Genomic DNA, 18,902 nt, shown 5'->3' with positions numbered 1-18,902 from the left:
TTAATTCTCCTCCTCTTCAAAGTAGTTATGTTCTTCTAAAAATTGTTCTGCAACAATAGCAGGTTCAGTGCCTTCTTCGTCTGCTTGGTAGTTTAATTGTTGCATCGTTTCAGTTGTGATTGTACCTTCTAAACGCATCAGTGCCTCGTCTATAACCGGATATTCTTCAATGATTTCATAGGTCGCAAAAGGTGATGCATCATAAGGTGGGAAGAATTGTAAATCATCCTCTAACACGACTAAGTCATAGGCTGCAATACGACCATCGGTTGTGTAACCTAAAGCGACATCTAAGCTGCCACTATACAGGGCTTCATATACCAAACTAATTTGCATCGGACTCATGTCAGAAAAACCAAATCCATATGCTTCTTGGAATGCATCATAGCCATCGCCTTCACGGTTAACCCAAGAGTTGTCCACACCTACTGCGAATTCATCTGCATATTCAGCTAAATCAGAAGTTTTCTCGAGGTTATATTCTTCAGCGGTTTCCTGTGTCACCATAAAAGCATAGGTGTTATCGAAACCATAGGAATTATAGAATTTCATATTGTACTGATCTTTAAAACCATCTTGTACTAATTTTAAGGCCTCATCTGGATCGCTGACAGGTTCTTTTTGTAAGGCACCTGTTAAATCTGTACCAGTGTATCTAGTTCCAGAAATTTGAGCATCACCTGTAATTAAGGCGTTATGTTGAATCGTTGATGAGCCTAGATTATTGATTAAAGTCGGTTGAAGTTCTCCATCACTATAGTGTTCAATCATAAGTCTGACCATATGTGATGTGATTTGTGATTCAGATGTACTTAATGATGTAATTGTAATACCATCGCTCGAACTGCTACTTAAACCAGGTAAGCTACACCCGGATAAGAAGATAACAGATACGAGGATGACAGTTATAAACCTTTTTATCTGTGTCATATATTCTCTCCTATCTGGATACTTTTAATCCTTTGGGTGTGATCCATTTTTCTGTAAGTGCCAAACAATAGTCTGCTAGTAGAGCAATAACAGTCACCATGATTGTTGCACTGATAATTAATTCTGGTTGGTAGGTATTTAACCCATTAAAAATATAATCTCCTAAACCACCTGCGCCAATATAACTCGCAAGTGTTGCCCATGAAATGACATATACAGATGACAGGCGGATACCGCTTAAAATTAATGGTGTAGCTAAGGGGATTTCAAGGCCTTTTATTATTTGACCCTTAGTCATTCCCATGCTTTTAGCTGCATCTCTAAGGTCTGGGTCAATATTTCTCACGCCGATAATGGTGTTATTTAAAATAGGCAATAAGATATAGGCGCTAAGTGCAATAATTGCTGGCACACGACCAATGCCGAATAATGGAATCATGAGTGCCAGTACGGCTAGTGTTGGGACGGTTTGCAGTACGCCTGCTAAGGTGAGTATCCAACCCGCTAAACGTTTAGTGTTTGCTATAGCCATACCTATAGGGACAGCAATGATAATACCGATTCCTAAAGATATTATAGAAATATAAAGGTGTTCCCATGTTTTGAAAAGTAAGTCGCTACCATTGGAACTAAGAAAATCCATCATGATTGCTCAACTCCTAAGGGATTACTTTCATCTTCCTGGCTTTTTCCCCAAATCGTGTCATAGACAATATCTACTAAGTTCGAACGGGTAATGAGTCCAACTAACTTGTTGTTATCATCGATAACTGGAATATTTCTAATGTTACGTTTCAAGATAGTGCGTACAGAATCTTGAAGTTTAGAATCTACACCGATTCGATAAACGTCGCGATTCATTAGGTCAACAAGATCCATGCCTTTTCTGTAACCATCATTAATATCTTCAATATCTACAAAACCAAGTAACTTTTTCTGATCGTCTGTTACTAGGATTGTATCGATACGCTTTTCTCTCATGAGTGTTATACAATCATTGATTGATTTATCTACAGTGATACTAATTGGTTGAATCATGGCATCTTGTACGGTTCTCATATTTGGACGGTCTTGGATGAGGCGGCCTTCACCAATGAAATCACGAACGAAGCCATTAGCAGGATGTCTTAAAATTTCGTCAGGTGTATCAAATTGGACGATTTTACCGTGACTCATGATAACGATTCTGTCAGCGAGCTTGATTGCTTCATCCATATCATGGGTAACGAAGATAAATGTCTTGCCTAATTTTTTCTGTAATTCTTTAACTAAATCTTGTAGGGTGTCACGCGTAATAGGGTCTAGCGCGCCGAAGGGTTCATCCATCAGGATGATGTTTTGTTCAGCTGCAAGTGCTCTGACAACACCGATACGTTGTTGCTGACCACCTGAGAGTTCGGAAGGATAACGGTCGAGATACTCTTCTGGTAAATCGACTAGTTTGATTAGTTCTCTCGCTTTTTTGTCTTTATCTTCATCGGACCATTTTAATAGTCTGGGGACTAAGGTGATGTTTTCTTTGATAGTCATATGAGGTAAGAGTCCAATTTGTTGAATCACGTAACCAATGCTACGACGAAGTTCAACAGGATTTTTCTTAGAAATATCCTCACCATTTATTGTGATTGTGCCTGTTGATGGTTCAATCATGCGATTGATCATACGTAGAGCGGTTGTTTTACCACTACCACTCGTACCAATAAAGGCAATAAATTCACCCTCATTAATATCGAGTGAGATATTGTCGACGGCTTTCTTGTTACCGCCATAAGTCTTTGAAACATTCTTAAAACTGAGCATAATCTATCTCCTTTTCCATAATTAAAAAGTTGATCTCAGAACATGATTAGTATAGCATAGTAGATTTTAAATTTCATATTATTAGATAAGTTTCACATATTTAAAATGCTTTGAAAACACTGTTATATATAGTATTGTGAAATTTATAATTGAAATTTATTGAAATATTAGTCTGTGATAATATGAAATTTTGAAACGCATAAATTATATTACCCTATAATTTTAAAAGTATTCAGAAATTTATTTGACAAGTTCATGACAAACAATTAGCTTTAAATTAAATAGAAGAAGGGGTGTTTATATGCAAGAAGGTATTTTATCGAAAGCAGCCGCATTAAAAGAGGACATTATTACTTGGAGAAGACATTTACACCAGTATCCTGAACTATCATTTGAAGAAGTAGAAACAGTTAGATTCGTTAAAGAGAAACTTGAACAATTAAATTTTGATATCGAGTACCCGATCGCGAAAACTGGTTTAATAGCTACTTTAAAAGGAGAATCTGAGGGTCCGACAGTTGCTTTACGTGCGGATATGGATGCCCTGCCAATACAAGAAGAAAGTAATCTACCTTATAAATCGTCAGTCGATGGCGTCGGGCATTTGTGTGGGCATGACGCACACACTGCAATTTTACTTGGTGCTGCTCATATACTCAGCCAAAATCCTCTGAAGAAGGGGAATATTAAATTGCTGTTCCAGCCAGCTGAAGAAGGTTATGGTGGTGCAGAGGTGATGGTAAATGAAGGCGCCTTACAAAATCCCGCTGTTGATGTGATTGCTGGACTGCATGTGCATCCAACAGTAAAAACAGGAGAAACTTCAATTACAGAAGGTTATGCGACAGCGTGTGCAGACTCATTTGATATTAAAATTATTGGCAAAGGCGGGCATGCTGCCCATCCTCACCTATCCATTGACCCGATTGCAATTGCTTCTACAGTCATTGCATCATTGCAGCAGGTCGTCAGTAGAAATGTTGATCCTTTAGAAAACATCGTTTTAACAATAGGGAAGATTAACGGTGGATTTGCGAGAAATGTCATTGCGCCAGAGGTCGCCTTAGAAGGCACTGTACGATTATTAAATCCAAACCTTCGACCACTCGTTAAAGAAAAAATAAATGAGTATTTAAAAGGTATTACTGAGGGTATGGGTGGGACTTATGAATTTACTTATACAGATGGTATTCCTTCAGTTTATAATGAACCAACATTAATTCCTGACTTACATCACTCAATTGATAAAGTCCTTGGTGAAAATCAGCTGCTTAAAGTGAAACCGAGTATGGGTGGAGAAGATTTTTCATATTACACTAACAAGATTCCAGGTGTCTTCTTTAGGCTAGGTACAAATGGCAGTGAAGATACGAGCTACCCCAATCATCACCCTAAATTTAATGTGGATGAAGATGCTTTGCCTTATGGTTCAGCGATACTGTCACAATTTGCATATGATTATATAGAAAATCATTAAGTTTAGAATTTATTAGGTTGTGATGGGTCACAATAGGGTATGTATAAATAAGTAATTTTTCTAGGAGGATTTATATGAAAAATAGATATAGTGCGGATATTGAATATTTAACGGTGGGCTTAGACCATGCCAAAGTTGAAGTTGAAGCTTTTGTGAATCTAGGGTGCCCTTATTGCCAAACATTCTTTGAAGTTATTGATGAGGTATTAAAACCTTATGCAGATGATGGTTATATCAAACTTGTTCTTAAACATGTGGACAGAACAAAATCAAAATTATTGCGTGGTACTGTTGCCAATAATTATGTGGACCATGATGATCCAATCGAAGGGTATAATACAATGAAAGAACTATTCATGACACAAGATTCATGGTCGGATAGCTTTAAGGATACGATTAATAAGTGTGAAAATGACCTGGGCTTACCAGAATTAAAAGCACAGTATGACCGTGGTGAGGAAGTACTTAAAGACTTCAATGAACGTGGATTAAGAATTGTGCCAACTGTGTTTATTAATGGCGAACAGGTAGATTACAAGCCAAAAGAACTGTCTAAAGATGAAGTAGCTGAGCTATTTAAAAATAAAATAGAACCTTTAAAATAGGCTTGTGTTTCAAGTCTATTTTATTTTAGTGTATAGTACCTGTAAGGAGAGATAGATATGAAATATTTTGCCGTTTTTTTATCGATGAAAAGTGAAGCATTATCCAAACAACATCGACCAGAACACCTGGCTTTTTTAGAAACACATAGAAATGCAGGTAATATCTTAATGAACGGGCGCTTTACTGATGGCTCCGGAGGGCTCGTGATATATAGGGGAGAAGATGAAAGTAAAATTGAATCACTCGTCAACGAGGATCCTTACATTAAATTAGGTGCAAGAAATTACGAGATACGTGAATGGGATATGGAAAGTAACTACGAGTTTTAGATGTTCGGAGTGGTAAAAGATGATTAGGGCAACTAGAAGAGCGAGCTTAATTATTATTGCAATGCTATTGATGATCACACCGCTTGTTAAAGCGCAAGAAGAAATTAATCCATACTTATTGAACATGGTTGATATTCGGACTTCATCTGAAGAGGCGAATCAAGAAGCGTGGCAGATGATCAGTCGTATGAATCATGTAGAGAATCGAATTTTATATGAAACGAATAATCATGGTGCAACATTTATATTGGCAGATACACCGATTACTGAACAACCAGAATTTGAATACTTAAAGGGGAGCGTCCCTAGAGGACATACTAACTCATGGGATTCGATTCCCGGTGCTGGAGCGTATGAATCTATCGCACGAATTGGTTATAGTGATCCAGGTAAAGGGCATTCTGCCATTAACCTTGAGCTTCACGAGTATGGCCATGTTGTTGACTCATTTACAGTCGGGGTTCAAGTGAGTGAAACGGAAGAATTTCGTGCAGTTCAGAACGCTGAGCTCGATAGTCTGTTTGGTGATAATTCACAAAGAGATTACTACAATAATGTAGATGAGTACTTTGCAGAAGCCTTTGCTATGTATTATCTAAATGATGAAAGTCGTAGTGAATTGGCTTCAAAAGCACCAAGAACACTCGCTTTCTTCGATAAATTTGCACATAGCATTTTATCAGTTGGGGAAGTGACAGGTAATACTGTTACGATGCACTGGGATCCTCATGAAGACGCAGTTGAATATGAAGTGTTTAGAAATGATGAATCTGTCGGTACAACGACAGGTCCAAACTACAGAATAGAAGGACTAGATACAGACACAACATATGATTTTAAAGTCATTGCTAAAGATTCAGAAGGTAAGGCCATGTATACTTCATACACACGGTCGGCACTGACAGGCAGTGTACAGGATCCACCTGATGTAGATATTGAAGAACTTGAAGCTACAATCTCAGAAGTTGAGTCTGCCTATGAAGATGAAGAAATGGGCAAATCATTAACAAGAGCCCTGCAAAATGCGAATACTTATATTGCAGATGTAAACAATGATGAATATACTTCTGGGGGCAATGAAATTACTCAAGGTGGCGTAGATTCATTGAATGCAAGCTTACAAGAAGCTTGGGAAGAAGATGAGGAAATCAAGCGTCAAATTGAAGAAGAAAAACAACGTGAAGAAGAAGAAAGGCAGGCAGAAGAACAGAGAAAAGCAGAAGAACAGGCTGCCTTAGAAGCTAAAGAGAGAGAAGAAGCTGAAGCCTTAGCAGAAAGAGAAGCACTGATGTCAACTTTAACTATGGTTGGTGTTGGACTCTTAGTGATTGTTGCAGCATTTATTGGCTGGATGATATACCGTAAGCGAAAATAAAAATAGAAGAGATGACTCGGACAAAGTATACTAGTCCGAGTCATTTTTTATTTTAAAGTGGAAGATGAAAAACTAATAGAATCGACAAAAAAAGATTAAAATTATCAGAAAATAGACTTGATTTAGACATGTTTATATTGTAAGGTTGTCATATTGTAATACAAGTGTAAGCGTATACATTTAATTAGGGGGGGATAGACCAAATGAAGAGAGGTTTATCGATTATTATGATTTTGCTCTTGTCACTTAGCGTATTAGCTGGATGTAATTTTGAAAAGAAAGAGATATATAACATTGCAACAGCATCAACAGGTGGTACTTATTATCCAATTGGAGTGGGGATGGGACAACTTTGGACAGAACACTATCGTGATCAAAATATTAAATTTAATGGACAGTCGTCAGCTGGTTCAGTTGAGAATATCGATTTAATGAAAAGTGGAGAGGCTGATTTGTCTATTCTTCAAAATTTAATTTCAACTCAAGCTTATGAGGGGGCTGGAATATTTGAAGGTAATGAATATAAAGACTTGAGAGCGATAGGTATGATATGGCCAAATGTTGAGCACTTTGTACTTATGAATAGCGAAGTGGAAAGTGGAGATATCTCTGATATTGAGGGAACTTCATTTTCTGTTGGACCACAAGCGAGTGGGACAGAACAGTCTACTGTCACAATGATGGAAGGAATCGGTTTGACTAAAGAAGATATAAGAACTGAGTACCTTGGTTATGACGATACAATTTCTTCTATGAGAGATGGTCGTTTGAATGGTGGATCTTTACCAGCTGGAACGCCTGTATCCGCAATTACTGATATGTTTGCAAGTAACCTACAAGCAAGTATTTTAGAAGTGACGGATGAACAATTAGATCAGATTAATGAAGTCGCAAATGCTTGGTATCCATACACTATAGAAGCGGGAACATACCCGAGACAAGAAGAGGATATACAAACGATTGCTCAACCAAACGTTCTTGTGGCGACACCGGATATGGATGCTGATTTTGTATATGATTTGACTAAAATTTTGTATGAAAATCAGGAGTTTATGATTGGCGTACACAACTCTGCTCGAGAAATGAAAGTGGAAACAGCGCTAGATGGACTAAACACACCACTACATGAAGGAGCTTATCGATATTTTGAAGAACAAGGACTTGATATTCCGGACCATTTAAGACCTGCGGAATTAGAGGAAGGAGCTGGTTCAGATGAATAAGAATGAAGATGAAGTTATTGAAGTGTCTCCTGACGAATATCGTAAGCAAAGACTTGAGGGTTGGCCATCTAAAGCCGCAGCTATTATTGGTATTGTTTTGGCAATTTTTGTCCTTCTCACATCAAGCTACTTGAATATTCAAGAATTTTATAGAAATACGATATTCTTGATACTGATTGTTGTACTTGGATTCTTTATATATCCAAGAAATAAAAAGAAACCAGGTCAAAAATTTTCCTATTTTGACTTAGCTTTAGCTGGCTTAGGTATTATTTCTATAGGATACATTACTGTAACCTATACAAATTTACATGTGGAACGTATGTCACAGGCAAACAATTTAGATTACATTTTTGCAATCCTATGTATTTTAGTATTATTTGAAATTACAAGAAGGTCAATTGGTTGGTTTATTCCAATTATTAGTGTTCTCGCAATGATTTACGCAGTTTACGGTGCATATTTTCCTATTGATTTTGCACATTCTGGATTTAGCATAGAACGTTTATTGTACAGAATCTACATGACATCTAATGGTATTTTCGGAAGTACGTTATCAATTGCATCTACTTATATCGTACTTTTTATCTTGTTTGGTTCGTTCCTAAGCGCAAGTGGTGCGAGTAAACTATTCAATGACTTAGCGCTTGCAATAGCTGGGCAGCGCCGAGGTGGGCCAGCTCAAGTTGCAGTAATTACAAGTGCACTAACAGGGACACTAAACGGTAGTGCTGTTGCAAACGTTGCAACAACAGGTGCTTTTACAATTCCTTTAATGAAAAGTATAGGTTTAAAACCTAAATTTGCAGCCGGTGTCGAGGCCGCTGCTTCTACTGGTGGTATGATTATGCCTCCAATCATGGGAGCTGCAGCGTTTATAATGGCAGGTTTTCTTGGTGTACCTTACACTGTTGTCGTTATCGCTGGAATCATACCTGCCTTACTTTATTACTTAGCATTAATCTTTGCAGTAGATGCTGAAGCGAAAAAACATGGGCTAAAAGGTATTAGTAAGGAAAATATTCCTGAGATTAAGAAGGTGCTTTTAGAAAGAGGTGCCTTATTGATTCCGATCGTCGTTGTTTTCGCTGTGTTATTAACAGGGAGAACAGCGATAATGGCAGGATTTGCAGGTATTATTACGGCAATAGTCACTTCATATTTAACGAAAGATAAAAACAATCGAGTGAATGTAAGAAAATTCTTTGAGGCATTAAGTGATGGTGCGAGAGGATCTGTTCAAGTTGCCATTGCCTGTGCATCAGTCGGTATTATTATCGCAGTCGTATCAATGAGTGGCGTCGGTTCAATGTTAGCTTACAATGTTATCGACATTGCTGGAGGTAACTTATTCTTAATTCTAATCATGGTAATGGCCACATGTATCCTTCTTAGCTTTGGGTTACCATCTACAGCATTGTATATAGTTGTTGCTGTAACTGCAGCGCCAGCTCTTGTTCAAGCAGGTGTAACGCCATTGGCTGCACACTTCTTTGTGTTCTACTTTGGAGCAATGTCGAATGTCACACCACCGGTTGCTCTTGCAGCATATACTGGAGCAGGTATTGCTAATGCTGATCCAATGAAAACATCGTGGACAGCGCTAAGACTAGCATTACCAGGCTTTATCATACCGTTCATTATTGCTTATGATCCGATTATACTATTAGATACTTCAGAAGGACCTATTGAATACCTAAGACTTCTTGGTGTCTTGGTAACTGCAATAATAGGGGTTTATGCATTAGCTGTTGGGTTAGGGAAATTTATCAGAACTAACCTAAATATAATTGAGCAGGTATTGATGATACTTGTCGCTTTCCTTTTAATAACAACAGATCAGATGCTGGATTTAATAGGGATTGTCATATTTGTTGTCGTGATGATCATTCACTTTATGAGAAGTAGAAAAAAGGTGGAAGCGAGTAATGGACCTAATTAAAAAGGGAAAACTTTCGGATATTATATTTAAAGATTTAGAAAAACGCATAAAAGGTAAAGAATATGAAGTCGGTGAAAAGCTACCTTCTGAAAATGAACTCTCAAAATTTTACAAGGTAAGTCGTGTACCAGTAAGGGAAGCTTTGAGTCGATTAGTATCTATGGGTTATGTAGAGTCGAGCCAGGGGAGAGGTAGCTACGTTAAAACCACTTCTGTTGCTGATCAAGTTAAAGCCTATACTTATGAGAGTTTTAACAAGAAAGAATTACTCGATTTACTAGAGATGAGAACAGTTTTAGAAGTTCAGTCCGCACCTCTTTCTGCATTAAGAAGGACGGAAGAAGATTTGAAGGAAATTGCTGCTGCACTTAAACATTTTAAGAAAATAACCACTAATCAGCATGTGATTGGAATGGAAGCGGACTACGACTTTCACAAGGCAATCGTCATTTCAACAAAGAATGAGTACATGATACAGACGTTCAATAATCTTCAAACAGTTCATAGAGATGCATTGGAATTCTCGTTGAAATTGAACATTGGGAAACCTGAGAAGAGAGAAAGTGTATATGAAGAGCATGAATTGATTTATGAAGCCATAAAAAACCAATCTCCTGAACAAGCTGCAAAATATATGGAAACACACTTATTTAATATGAGGAGAAAGCTTGGAGATGACAGAATATAGGTGACGTTTGATGAAGGAAAAGGTAATTAAAAAACTAAATTTGATATTTGCTGAGAGATTATTGCTTGAAATAGACGATAGAATTTCGTATGGATATGATGGCTCTTTTGGACAGTATATACCAGAGGCTGTGGTACAAGTGTTAAGTACAGAAGAAGTTAAAGAAACAGTGATTTTGGCAGATGAATACGAAGTCCCAATATATCCTAGAGGAGCAGCAACAAGCCTGTCTGGTGGACCATTACCAGTACATGGAGGGATTGTGCTCGACTTCTCTCAATGGACTCAAAAGCTAGAGATATACCCAGATGATTTACTGATAAAAGTAAGTCCTGGTGTAAAGACTGAGGATATTCATAAACTCGCTGAGTCACATAATTTGATGTATGCACCTGATCCGTCATCATCTAAAATTTGTACAATTGGTGGTAATCTCGCAGAAAATGCGGGAGGTCCTAGAGGAGTAAAGTACGGAGTGACAAAAGACTATGTAATTGGTTTAGAAGTTGTTACGGCAAAAGGTAAAGTGATTAGAACTGGCGGTAATACAGTTAAAAACGTTACAGGCTATGATCTAACAAAGTTATTAATTGGTTCAGAGGGAACGCTGGGTATAATTACAGAAGCGACTTTAAGATTAATTCCTAAACCACAAGATACCTTAACCGCAATGGCAATTTTTGATGATTTATATACTGCAGGTCAATCGATTTCAAAAATATTAACCTCCGGTGTTCGACCATCGAAAATGGAAATTCTGGATCAAAATTCAATAAATAAGGTTGAAGACTATGCTAAGCTCAATCTCCCAAGAAATGCGGCAGCTATTATCTTAATAGAAGTTGATGGTGACGAGGATGTATTACCGAAAGAACTCAATGTTATTAAAGAAGCATTGGAAAGTATTGGGGTTAATGATATTAGAATTGCAGAAAGTAAAGAAGATGAAGAAAATTTGTGGCGAGTAAGAAAGCTTGTATCACCCGCTATTGTGACAAGTGGCTATACCAAAATTTCAGAAGATGCTACAGTCCCATTGAGCAAAATACCTGACATGTTTAAAAAAATTAATGAATTAAAAAATAAATATGAATTAGATATTGTCGTGTTCGGTCACGCGGGTGATGGTAATTTGCACCCATCTATTAATACAAATATGAGGGACCAGTCAGAAGTAAGTAGGGTCGAAGATGCAATTGAAGAAATCTTTGATTATGCTATTGAACTTGGTGGTACATTATCTGGCGAACATGGAATTGGAACGATGAAACGCGCATTTTTCGAAAGAGAAGTGGGCCAAGATGGATTAGAATTACAAAAAGCGATTAAAAAAGCAATGGATCCAAAGAATATATTGAATCCAGGAAAAATATTTCCCCAAGACGGAGAAAAAAGGTTAGTGTTGCGAAATGACTAATGAACTTATGAAAAAATTGGATTATGAAGCGACTTTCGATTGTGTGCAGTGTGGATACTGTTTACCAGCATGTCCGACATATATAGCTTTTGAAAAAGAAAAGCACTCTCCAAGAGGTAGAATAAATCTCGTTAAGATGGCAGCAGAAGGTAAAATTACAATTGGGGATATGCAAGAAGGTATAGATCTTTGTTTAGGGTGCCGGGCGTGTGAAACAGTTTGTCCAACCAATGTTAGGTACGGTGACATTTTGATGTCGGCTGTTGAGGTTTTAAAGGAAAATAAAAAACAGAGCGTGATAGAAAAAACGAATCGAACACTGGCATTTAAAATCGCTTTAAAAAATAAAAATGTGTTGAGATTGATTAACAAAGGTTTGTATATGTATCAAATTTCTGGAGTCAAGCGCTTAACTAAAAATTATAACTTATTAAAACCAGTTCAAAAATTTAATGAGTTAAATAAAGCAATGCCTGACGTGATATTGAGTCGACGAATCAACCGTAATATTAATCCTTTTAGACGAAACAATGTATCGGTTGGATTCTTCCAAGGATGTATAATGGATTCATTTTTTGCACGAATTAATGATCTTGCCATAAAAATAATGCAAAAAAATTATGTTCAAGTCACTAACATCCCTAACCAAACATGTTGTGGGGCACTTCAACATCATGCAGGTGAGTCAAAAGACACTATAGAGCTTGCAAAGAAAAACATTGAGGCTTTTGAGAAGTATGATTTTGATTATATAGTCAATACAATTGGTGGGTGTGGAGCGACTTTAAAAGAGTACCATAAACTATTTAAGTCTGGTACAGACTGGCATAATCGAGCTTTAGCATTTACTAATAAGGTAAGAGACATATCTCAGATTCTCTCATTTTTGAATTTAGAATTTATCAACCCAATTAATAAGAATGCAGTGTATCAACCATCTTGCCATTTAGAAAATGTACAAAAAGTATTTAATGAACCTGACAAACTGATAGAGAAAATTCCTGGACTAACATATTTACCTATGCCACAACGGTCATTATGTTGTGGTTCAGGCGGTATTTACAATATTGTTCATTATAATGAATCGATGAAAATATTAGATATGAAAATGAAAAATGTCAGAGCAACAGAACCTAATTTGATTATTACTTCAAACCCTGGCTGTCATATACAGATGCAGTTAGGCGTTGAAAGAGAAGGTTTAAGTGACGTAATAGAAGTCAAGCACTTAGTGGAAGTTATCGCAGAATCTTGTGGGGTGGAAGTATGATGAGAAATGTTGATATATTAATTGTAGGAGCGGGAATCATTGGAATGAGTACTGCTTATCATTTGTCGTTAATAGAGCCAGATAAAAAAATCGTTGTCTTGGATAAAGAAGATGAAGCTGCTAAACATCAAACAGGTCATAATAGTGGTGTTATACATTCGGGGATTTACTATAAACCTGGGTCTTATAAAGCTGAATTTGCAAGGAATGGTTCACAATCCATGATGCATTTTTGTCGTGAACATGAGATCGACTTTAATCAATGTGGAAAGGTGATAGTTGCCACTGAAGATGAAGAGTTAGAACGACTTCATAATCTCTATAAAAGAGGGTTGGAAAACGGCTTAGATGTGGAATTAATGTCTGCGGAAAAAGTGAGAGAAATAGAACCATTTGTGAACACTGTTGGAGGTATACATGTAAAAAATACTGGGATAGTGGATTATAAAGAAGTGACTGAAAAGTTTGGTGAGTTGTTCATTAACAACGGTGGGAATGTCATTTATAACAGTGAAGTGACTTCGGTTGATCCTATAGATAATCAAGTGGTGATACACACTAAAAATCAGGCATTTCAAGCTAAATATTTTATTAATTGTGCTGGCCTATACAGCGATAAACTAGCAAAAATGAGTGGTATTAACTCTGATGTGAAAATCATTCCATTTAGAGGAGAATACTTTGAATTAAGTCGTGAAACAGAAAAGTATGTAAAAACTTTAATCTACCCTGTTCCTAACCCTGAATTACCATTTCTAGGTGTCCACTTCACTAATATGATTTCAGGTGGTGTTGATGTTGGACCAAATGCTGTACTTGGACTAAAAAAAGAGGCTTATCAGAAAATTGGTTTTGATAGAAGTGAAACGCTAGAGATTTTAACGTTTCCTGGACTTTATCGAATGGGCATAAAGAATATCAAAGAGGGTATCGGTGAATACTATCGATCCTTCAATAAGAAAGCCTTTGTAAAGGCTGCTAAAAAATTAATACCGTTATTGAAAGCTAAAGATATTACACCAATGGAAGCGGGAGTGAGAGCTCAAGCGATGAAACCGGATGGTACCTTATTAGATGATTTTTACTTTGAGGAAAATGATTACTCAGTTCATGTATTAAATGCACCTTCACCTGCAGCTACGTGTTCAATAGAAATTGGAAAAGAAATTGCCAGAAGATTTCAAGCGAAGATCAGTAAATGTTAATTTGAAAAGTATAAAGGGGCTGGGGCAAAAGTCCTGAAGGTATCGAATAATAATCGATAATGCATGAAAAGCCGGACGTTAGACTTCTAGGGGAATAGCATCTGCGTGAGACTAAAGGCTCACGCGATGCCTTAAGAATTGCTAACGTCCGGCTTATTTATGAAGGGAATTGTTTTGCCCCAACCCCTTTGTATAAAGTTTGGTCTTTGTCGGTAGATGAGCGAACTCATTGACTTGTAAAATCAAAATATCAGTCAATGAACAACATTATAATCCATTCATAAATCGCTCTAATCGATCCATACCTTCTTCTAAAACTTCCATAGAGCTAGCAAATGAGATACGAATATGTCCTTTACCGTATTTTGAAAAAGCTGAACCTGGCACGACAGCCATATGTTCTTTTTCTAAGAGCTTAACTGCAAATTCCCAGTCGTCTATTCCAGTGTGTGCGATGCACGGGAAAATATAAAAAGCGCCACCGGGTGTTTTGACGACACAACCCATCGCTTTAAGTCGTTCGCATATATAGTCACGACGCTTGAGGTAAGCTTCATTCATTACTTTAGGATAATCAATGGCACCTGTCAGCGCTTCTATAGCAGCATATTGACTTGGCACAGTAGCGCAGATGGAGTTGCTTAAATGTACTTTTAAAATCTCATCGCTTAAATACTTTGGTGATAGGGTGTAACCGATTCTCCATCCAGTCATTGAGTGAGATTTTGAAACGCCATGAATAATAATCGTCTTGTCTCTTATACTACTAAAGCTTCCAAAGGAAATATGTTGTCCTTCATAGACATTCTCACTATATATTTCATCACTAATTAAAAAAACATCTTTTTGCTCAATAAAGTCCACAATGGCTTGTATCTCTTTTTCACCTAGGGAAGCGCCTGTAGGATTGGATGGATAGTTTAAAAGAATAGCTTTTGTACGATCTGTCATTAATGCTTCTAGTTTATCTATTGAGGGTATGAAGTCACTATCAGAAACATCTAAGTATTTAACAACTCCGCCGTTTAATTCTATTAATGATTCATAAGCTGGATAGGCTGGTGCGGTGATAATCACTTCATCACCTTCAACGAGCAATGTACGGAGTGTTGAGTCTAGCGCTTCGCTAGCACCACTTGTAATCACGACTTCATCAACTGAATAGGGAGCTTGATATTTATTTTCAAAAAACTCAGCAACGGCTTGTCGTAACTCAACCATCCCGGCATTTAACGAATAACCCGTATGGTTGTCGTTAATGGCTTGTATAGCAGCAGCTTTCACACTATCTGGTGTAGGGAAGTCTGGTTGTCCGATTGTAAGGTTAATACCGTCATCCATTTGTTGGACTTGGTTAGAAAAAACTCTGATGCCTGGTGTTGATAGTGCTGTGGCGCGTGGATTAATTGTTGGCATATGTATCACTCCTGAAATATATCTTTCATTTATTATAGGAGTCCTTTAAGGAGGAAAGCAAATCGAATTGATAATTGTATATAATTTCATAATAATGTATAGTTATTAATAAATAAGGGGGATTGCTTGTGAAGCAATGCATATTTTTCATATTGTTTAGTGGATTGGTTGTGTTTCTGAGTGCATGTAATAATGATGAAGAAACGGTAACCTTGCAGTTTGGCCATGCCTTGCCTGAAGATACCGAACAAGCTAAGAAGATCGAGGAAATGGGGGAATCGGTAGAAAGGCAAACTGAAGGTCGAGTTAAGTTTGAAATCTATCCGAACTCACAGCTTGGTAGTGAGGCAGAAATGCTCCAACAGCTTGATGTTGGTGCAATGAATGGGTTGGCGATCATGGTGGGTTCAATGCAGACCATGGATATGCGGTTAGCCATTGAAGATTTACCTTATATGTGGCCGAGTGAAAAAGAAGCGAGACTTGCCTACGAAGGCGAGTTCGGTGACTATTTAGCAGATATTGTCGAGACATATGATATGCATACAGCAGGATATATGGAATGGGGATTTCGTCATGTGACGAACAATGAGGGCCCGGTTGTTGAACCGGAGGATTTAAAGGGGATGAATATTCGTGTCGCTGAAACAGCACTCCGTGTAGATACATTTGAAACTGTTGGTGCACTTCCGACAGTCATGGCCTTCAGTGAAGTATATGGGGCGCTTCAACAAGGCGCTTTAGATGCCCAAGAAAATCCTCTCGCTAATATCGTTGCCCCAAGATTAAATGAAGTACAAGATTATCTCTCTTTAACCGGTCACTTTTATAACACATTGATGATTGTCTTTGATGATGAATCTTGGAATGAAATTAGTTCCAACGATCAAAAAATTATCATTGAAGAGATTGATAAAGTATCAAAAGACATTCAAGTAACTAACGATGATACGGAACAAGAACATATCGATTTTCTTGCAGAAAATGGTATGGAAGTAAATGATGATGTGAACAAAGAAGCGTTCAGAGAAGCGATGTTGCCCGTCTATCAAAAGTGGGAAGATGAAGTGTTTGGTCAAGAAATGATGGACATTTATAGAGAAAATTCTGGATGGGAGGCAGACCAATGATTGCTAAATTTATTGTAAAAGTTTTGTATGTCACCTGTGCAGTCGTGATTGGGATTTTAGCGCTGATTGTTTTAACTCAAGTGGTTTCCAGATTCTTTAATTATTCTCTCCCAGGAACAGAAGAGTTATCACGTCTTTTCATTGTATGGATGACATTTTTAGGTTCGAGTATTGCAGTCTATGAACGTGGGCACCTGGCTGTAAATTTCTTTGTTAAAAAATCAAATGATAAGATCAGACCCTATCTTTATTTAATTGTGAATATTATTCTAGGATTGTTCTTTTTAATTCTGACAGTTTACGGTTTTATTTTTTCTTACCAGTCCTTAGACTTTACCTCATCAACCTTGCAATTACCGATGACAATTTTCTACTTAGCAATTCCGGTGAGTAGTTTGCTCTCAACGTATTTCATTATACAGAATTTCTGGCTACCTCAAGATGAAAGTGAGGCGGTTTGATGTTAGCTATTTCAATGTTGATATTATTCTTTGTCTTACTGTTTCTAGGTATGCCTATTGCCTTTGTAATCGGTATTGTCGGTTTAACGATGCTAATTATTGCAGATGTCCCCTTGGAAATTATAATCCAGCGATCATTTGCAGGTGTAAATAACTTTTCTTACTTAGCACTACCGTTATTTGTTCTTGCTGGTAATATCATGGGTAAGGGGGGCTTAACACGTCGTTTGATGGCCTTTGCCAATGTATTTACAAGAAAATTAACAGGTGGTACTGGTATTACGACTGTTTTAACGACTGCCTTATTCAGCTCAGTATCAGGATCCACCGTCGCGACGACTTACGCTGTCGGTTCCGTCTTAGTCCCAAGACTAAAAGAGGAGAAGTACTCTAATTCATTTATAGCGTCAATTATTGGACCAGCAGGCGTTTTAGGATTGATCATTCCACCGAGTATCACCATGGTTATACTCGGTATAACGGCGAATATTTCTATTGGTGATTTATTCATAGCAGGAATTCTACCCGGACTCATATTAACAGTCGCACTATCAACATATGTATGGTATATGAGTAAAAGAGCAGGTTTTGGAAACAGAACTGAAGATAAGATCACTAGTAAAGAATTTTGGAAGGTAACGCGCCAAGCATTCTTTCCTTTATTAACACCAATTTTTATATTAGGTAGTATCTTCTCAGGTTATGCCACAGCAACAGAAGCAGCAGTTGTTGCAGTTGTGTACGGCTTTATACTAACCTTAATATATAAAGAATTATCATTTAACAAACTTAAAACAATATTAGCAGATTCAGCAGTTACTTCAGCAGTGATTTTAATGATTATTTCAATGGCGAATGTCTTTACATATGTACTGACTATTAATCATATCCCTGAAGCAGTATCTGGATTTTTCTTAGACTTTGCAGAGTCACCACTTATAATTTTAGTAGTTGTATCAGTCATACTATTATTCCTAGGTATGTTAACAGAAGTCACCTCTTTAATTGTACTATTAACACCAATCTTTATGCCGATTGCTGTAGAATTTGGCTTGGATCCAATCCACTTCGGAATGGTGATGATCATAAATTTTGCCCTCGCGAACGTGACGCCACCAGTTGGTCTATCATTAATTGCTGGTGCCTCAGTAACGGACCGAAAGATGGGAATAGAAGATACACTGCCCTATATCTTGCACGTGCTCTTTATTATCGCAGTAATGGTGTTATTAATTATATTCGTACCAAGCATTTCAACGTTTTTACCTAACTTACTTGGAGGAGAGTAAATGATTATTAAAGGTGAAGAAACAAAAGAGATAAAAAATAAATTTGGTGGAAAAGGGAGTATCTTTTCTAAATCTTATATACAAAAGAATGATTTTGAGGGTATAGATAAAGTACTGGAGATTGTTCTCGGACCACATGCTTCTATTGGCTACCATCAACATCAAGAAGATAGTGAAATTTATCATATTATAAGTGGGAATGGAGAATTTCAAGATGCGGATGGTGAATACAAACCAGTAGGTCCTGGGGACTGCTGCATCATTACAAAGGGGCAATCTCATGGGTTGGTTAATTTATCTGAGAAACCTTTAAAGATGATGGCAATTGTTTTTTAAAAGGAGAG

18 protein-coding genes are annotated in these 18,902 nt (G+C 37.3%); 14 read left to right on the top strand and 4 right to left on the bottom strand.

The annotated features are described in order from the left end of the window. From H624_RS0101845 to H624_RS0101835, 3 genes are read right to left on the bottom strand one after another with little or no spacing between them, the layout of a single operon-like run. Positions 1 to 930, bottom strand: coding sequence for an osmoprotectant ABC transporter substrate-binding protein (locus tag H624_RS0101845; RefSeq protein WP_026866068.1), 930 nt, complete (start codon positions 928 to 930; stop codon positions 1 to 3). A gap of 10 nt (positions 931 to 940) precedes the next feature. Further along, positions 941 to 1,576 (bottom strand): ABC transporter permease, encoded by a 636-nt coding sequence (locus H624_RS0101840; RefSeq protein ID WP_026866067.1) that lies wholly within the window; start codon positions 1,574 to 1,576, stop codon positions 941 to 943. Beyond that, entirely contained in the window at positions 1,573 to 2,730 is a 1,158-nt protein-coding gene (locus tag H624_RS0101835; RefSeq protein ID WP_026866066.1) for a betaine/proline/choline family ABC transporter ATP-binding protein, read from the bottom strand. Before H624_RS0101835 ends, H624_RS0101840 begins: the two co-directional genes overlap by 4 nt. A 301-nt stretch (positions 2,731 to 3,031) precedes the next feature. Between H624_RS0101835 and H624_RS0101830 the strand changes: the two genes are divergently transcribed. The 10 genes from H624_RS0101830 (at position 3,032) to lhgO (ending at position 14,262) form a co-directional block, all read left to right on the top strand. Continuing rightward, positions 3,032 to 4,207, top strand: a complete 1,176-nt coding sequence (locus H624_RS0101830; protein ID WP_026866065.1) for a M20 metallopeptidase family protein — start codon at positions 3,032 to 3,034, stop codon at positions 4,205 to 4,207. Between the two features lie 74 nt (positions 4,208 to 4,281). Next, the gene (locus H624_RS0101825; protein WP_035855657.1) at positions 4,282 to 4,812 is read left to right on the top strand and encodes a thioredoxin domain-containing protein; all 531 of its coding nucleotides are present in this window, start codon (positions 4,282 to 4,284) and stop codon (positions 4,810 to 4,812) included. A 57-nt stretch (positions 4,813 to 4,869) separates the two neighbouring features. Continuing rightward, positions 4,870 to 5,142, top strand: coding sequence for a YciI family protein (locus H624_RS0101820; RefSeq protein ID WP_026866063.1), 273 nt, complete (start codon positions 4,870 to 4,872; stop codon positions 5,140 to 5,142). Positions 5,143 to 5,161: 19 nt separating this feature from the next. Continuing rightward, positions 5,162 to 6,517 (top strand): anthrax toxin lethal factor-related metalloendopeptidase, encoded by a 1,356-nt coding sequence (locus H624_RS12505; protein ID WP_156889124.1) that lies wholly within the window; start codon positions 5,162 to 5,164, stop codon positions 6,515 to 6,517. Positions 6,518 to 6,720: 203 nt separating this feature from the next. Then, positions 6,721 to 7,740 (top strand): TAXI family TRAP transporter solute-binding subunit, encoded by a 1,020-nt coding sequence (locus H624_RS0101810; RefSeq protein ID WP_026866062.1) that lies wholly within the window; start codon positions 6,721 to 6,723, stop codon positions 7,738 to 7,740. Continuing rightward, entirely contained in the window at positions 7,733 to 9,682 is a 1,950-nt protein-coding gene (locus H624_RS0101805; RefSeq protein WP_026866061.1) for a TRAP transporter permease, read from the top strand. Before H624_RS0101810 ends, H624_RS0101805 begins: the two co-directional genes overlap by 8 nt. After that, positions 9,669 to 10,370 carry a FadR/GntR family transcriptional regulator gene (locus H624_RS0101800; RefSeq protein WP_026866060.1) on the top strand — a complete coding sequence of 234 codons (702 nt, stop codon included), beginning with the start codon at positions 9,669 to 9,671 and terminating at the stop codon, positions 10,368 to 10,370. Before H624_RS0101805 ends, H624_RS0101800 begins: the two co-directional genes overlap by 14 nt. A gap of 10 nt (positions 10,371 to 10,380) precedes the next feature. Then, a complete protein-coding gene (locus H624_RS0101795) occupies positions 10,381 to 11,787 on the top strand; it encodes an FAD-binding oxidoreductase (RefSeq protein WP_026866059.1) in 1,407 nt (468 codons plus the stop codon). After that, the gene (locus tag H624_RS0101790; RefSeq protein ID WP_026866058.1) at positions 11,780 to 13,057 is read left to right on the top strand and encodes a (Fe-S)-binding protein; all 1,278 of its coding nucleotides are present in this window, start codon (positions 11,780 to 11,782) and stop codon (positions 13,055 to 13,057) included. Before H624_RS0101795 ends, H624_RS0101790 begins: the two co-directional genes overlap by 8 nt. After that, complete coding sequence (gene lhgO, locus H624_RS0101785) at positions 13,054 to 14,262, top strand: L-2-hydroxyglutarate oxidase (RefSeq protein WP_084145671.1); 1,209 nt, start codon at positions 13,054 to 13,056, stop codon at positions 14,260 to 14,262. Before H624_RS0101790 ends, lhgO begins: the two co-directional genes overlap by 4 nt. A gap of 267 nt (positions 14,263 to 14,529) precedes the next feature. On the opposite strand, the gene H624_RS0101780 is transcribed toward lhgO, so the two are convergent. Further along, positions 14,530 to 15,678, bottom strand: coding sequence for an aminotransferase class I/II-fold pyridoxal phosphate-dependent enzyme (locus H624_RS0101780; protein WP_026866056.1), 1,149 nt, complete (start codon positions 15,676 to 15,678; stop codon positions 14,530 to 14,532). Between the two features lie 128 nt (positions 15,679 to 15,806). Between H624_RS0101780 and H624_RS0101775 the strand changes: the two genes are divergently transcribed. The 4 genes from H624_RS0101775 to H624_RS0101760 are packed head-to-tail and all read left to right on the top strand — an operon-like array spanning position 15,807 to position 18,894. Continuing rightward, entirely contained in the window at positions 15,807 to 16,808 is a 1,002-nt protein-coding gene (locus H624_RS0101775) for a DctP family TRAP transporter solute-binding subunit (protein ID WP_026866055.1), read from the top strand. Continuing rightward, entirely contained in the window at positions 16,805 to 17,269 is a 465-nt protein-coding gene (locus tag H624_RS0101770) for a TRAP transporter small permease (protein ID WP_035855649.1), read from the top strand. The genes H624_RS0101775 and H624_RS0101770 overlap by 4 nt, the downstream gene beginning before the upstream one ends. Then, a complete protein-coding gene (locus H624_RS0101765) occupies positions 17,269 to 18,558 on the top strand; it encodes a TRAP transporter large permease (protein ID WP_026866053.1) in 1,290 nt (429 codons plus the stop codon). Before H624_RS0101770 ends, H624_RS0101765 begins: the two co-directional genes overlap by 1 nt. Next, a complete protein-coding gene (locus tag H624_RS0101760; RefSeq protein WP_026866052.1) occupies positions 18,559 to 18,894 on the top strand; it encodes a cupin domain-containing protein in 336 nt (111 codons plus the stop codon). Positions 18,895 to 18,902: the final 8 nt, after the last annotated feature.

It is taken from the genome of Jeotgalicoccus marinus DSM 19772 (genome assembly GCF_000425825.1).
In the GTDB taxonomy this organism is placed as follows: Bacteria; Bacillota; Bacilli; order Staphylococcales; family Salinicoccaceae; genus Jeotgalicoccus; species Jeotgalicoccus marinus.
The sequence above is the reverse complement of the archived record's forward strand: the minus strand, read 5'-3'. Positions and strand labels throughout refer to the sequence as shown.

Coding starts and splice junctions, on each gene's coding strand:
- H624_RS0101845 (WP_026866068.1), bottom strand. CDS start 930: ATGACACAGATAAAAAGGTTTATAACTGTCATCCTCGTATCTGTTATC.
- H624_RS0101840 (WP_026866067.1), bottom strand. CDS start 1,576: ATGATGGATTTTCTTAGTTCCAATGGTAGCGACTTACTTTTCAAAACA.
- H624_RS0101835 (WP_026866066.1), bottom strand. CDS start 2,730: ATGCTCAGTTTTAAGAATGTTTCAAAGACTTATGGCGGTAACAAGAAA.
- H624_RS0101830 (WP_026866065.1), top strand. CDS start 3,032: ATGCAAGAAGGTATTTTATCGAAAGCAGCCGCATTAAAAGAGGACATT.
- H624_RS0101825 (WP_035855657.1), top strand. CDS start 4,282: ATGAAAAATAGATATAGTGCGGATATTGAATATTTAACGGTGGGCTTA.
- H624_RS0101820 (WP_026866063.1), top strand. CDS start 4,870: ATGAAATATTTTGCCGTTTTTTTATCGATGAAAAGTGAAGCATTATCC.
- H624_RS12505 (WP_156889124.1), top strand. CDS start 5,162: ATGATTAGGGCAACTAGAAGAGCGAGCTTAATTATTATTGCAATGCTA.
- H624_RS0101810 (WP_026866062.1), top strand. CDS start 6,721: ATGAAGAGAGGTTTATCGATTATTATGATTTTGCTCTTGTCACTTAGC.
- H624_RS0101805 (WP_026866061.1), top strand. CDS start 7,733: ATGAATAAGAATGAAGATGAAGTTATTGAAGTGTCTCCTGACGAATAT.
- H624_RS0101800 (WP_026866060.1), top strand. CDS start 9,669: ATGGACCTAATTAAAAAGGGAAAACTTTCGGATATTATATTTAAAGAT.
- H624_RS0101795 (WP_026866059.1), top strand. CDS start 10,381: ATGAAGGAAAAGGTAATTAAAAAACTAAATTTGATATTTGCTGAGAGA.
- H624_RS0101790 (WP_026866058.1), top strand. CDS start 11,780: ATGACTAATGAACTTATGAAAAAATTGGATTATGAAGCGACTTTCGAT.
- lhgO (WP_084145671.1), top strand. CDS start 13,054: ATGATGAGAAATGTTGATATATTAATTGTAGGAGCGGGAATCATTGGA.
- H624_RS0101780 (WP_026866056.1), bottom strand. CDS start 15,678: ATGCCAACAATTAATCCACGCGCCACAGCACTATCAACACCAGGCATC.
- H624_RS0101770 (WP_035855649.1), top strand. CDS start 16,805: ATGATTGCTAAATTTATTGTAAAAGTTTTGTATGTCACCTGTGCAGTC.
- H624_RS0101765 (WP_026866053.1), top strand. CDS start 17,269: ATGTTAGCTATTTCAATGTTGATATTATTCTTTGTCTTACTGTTTCTA.
- H624_RS0101760 (WP_026866052.1), top strand. CDS start 18,559: ATGATTATTAAAGGTGAAGAAACAAAAGAGATAAAAAATAAATTTGGT.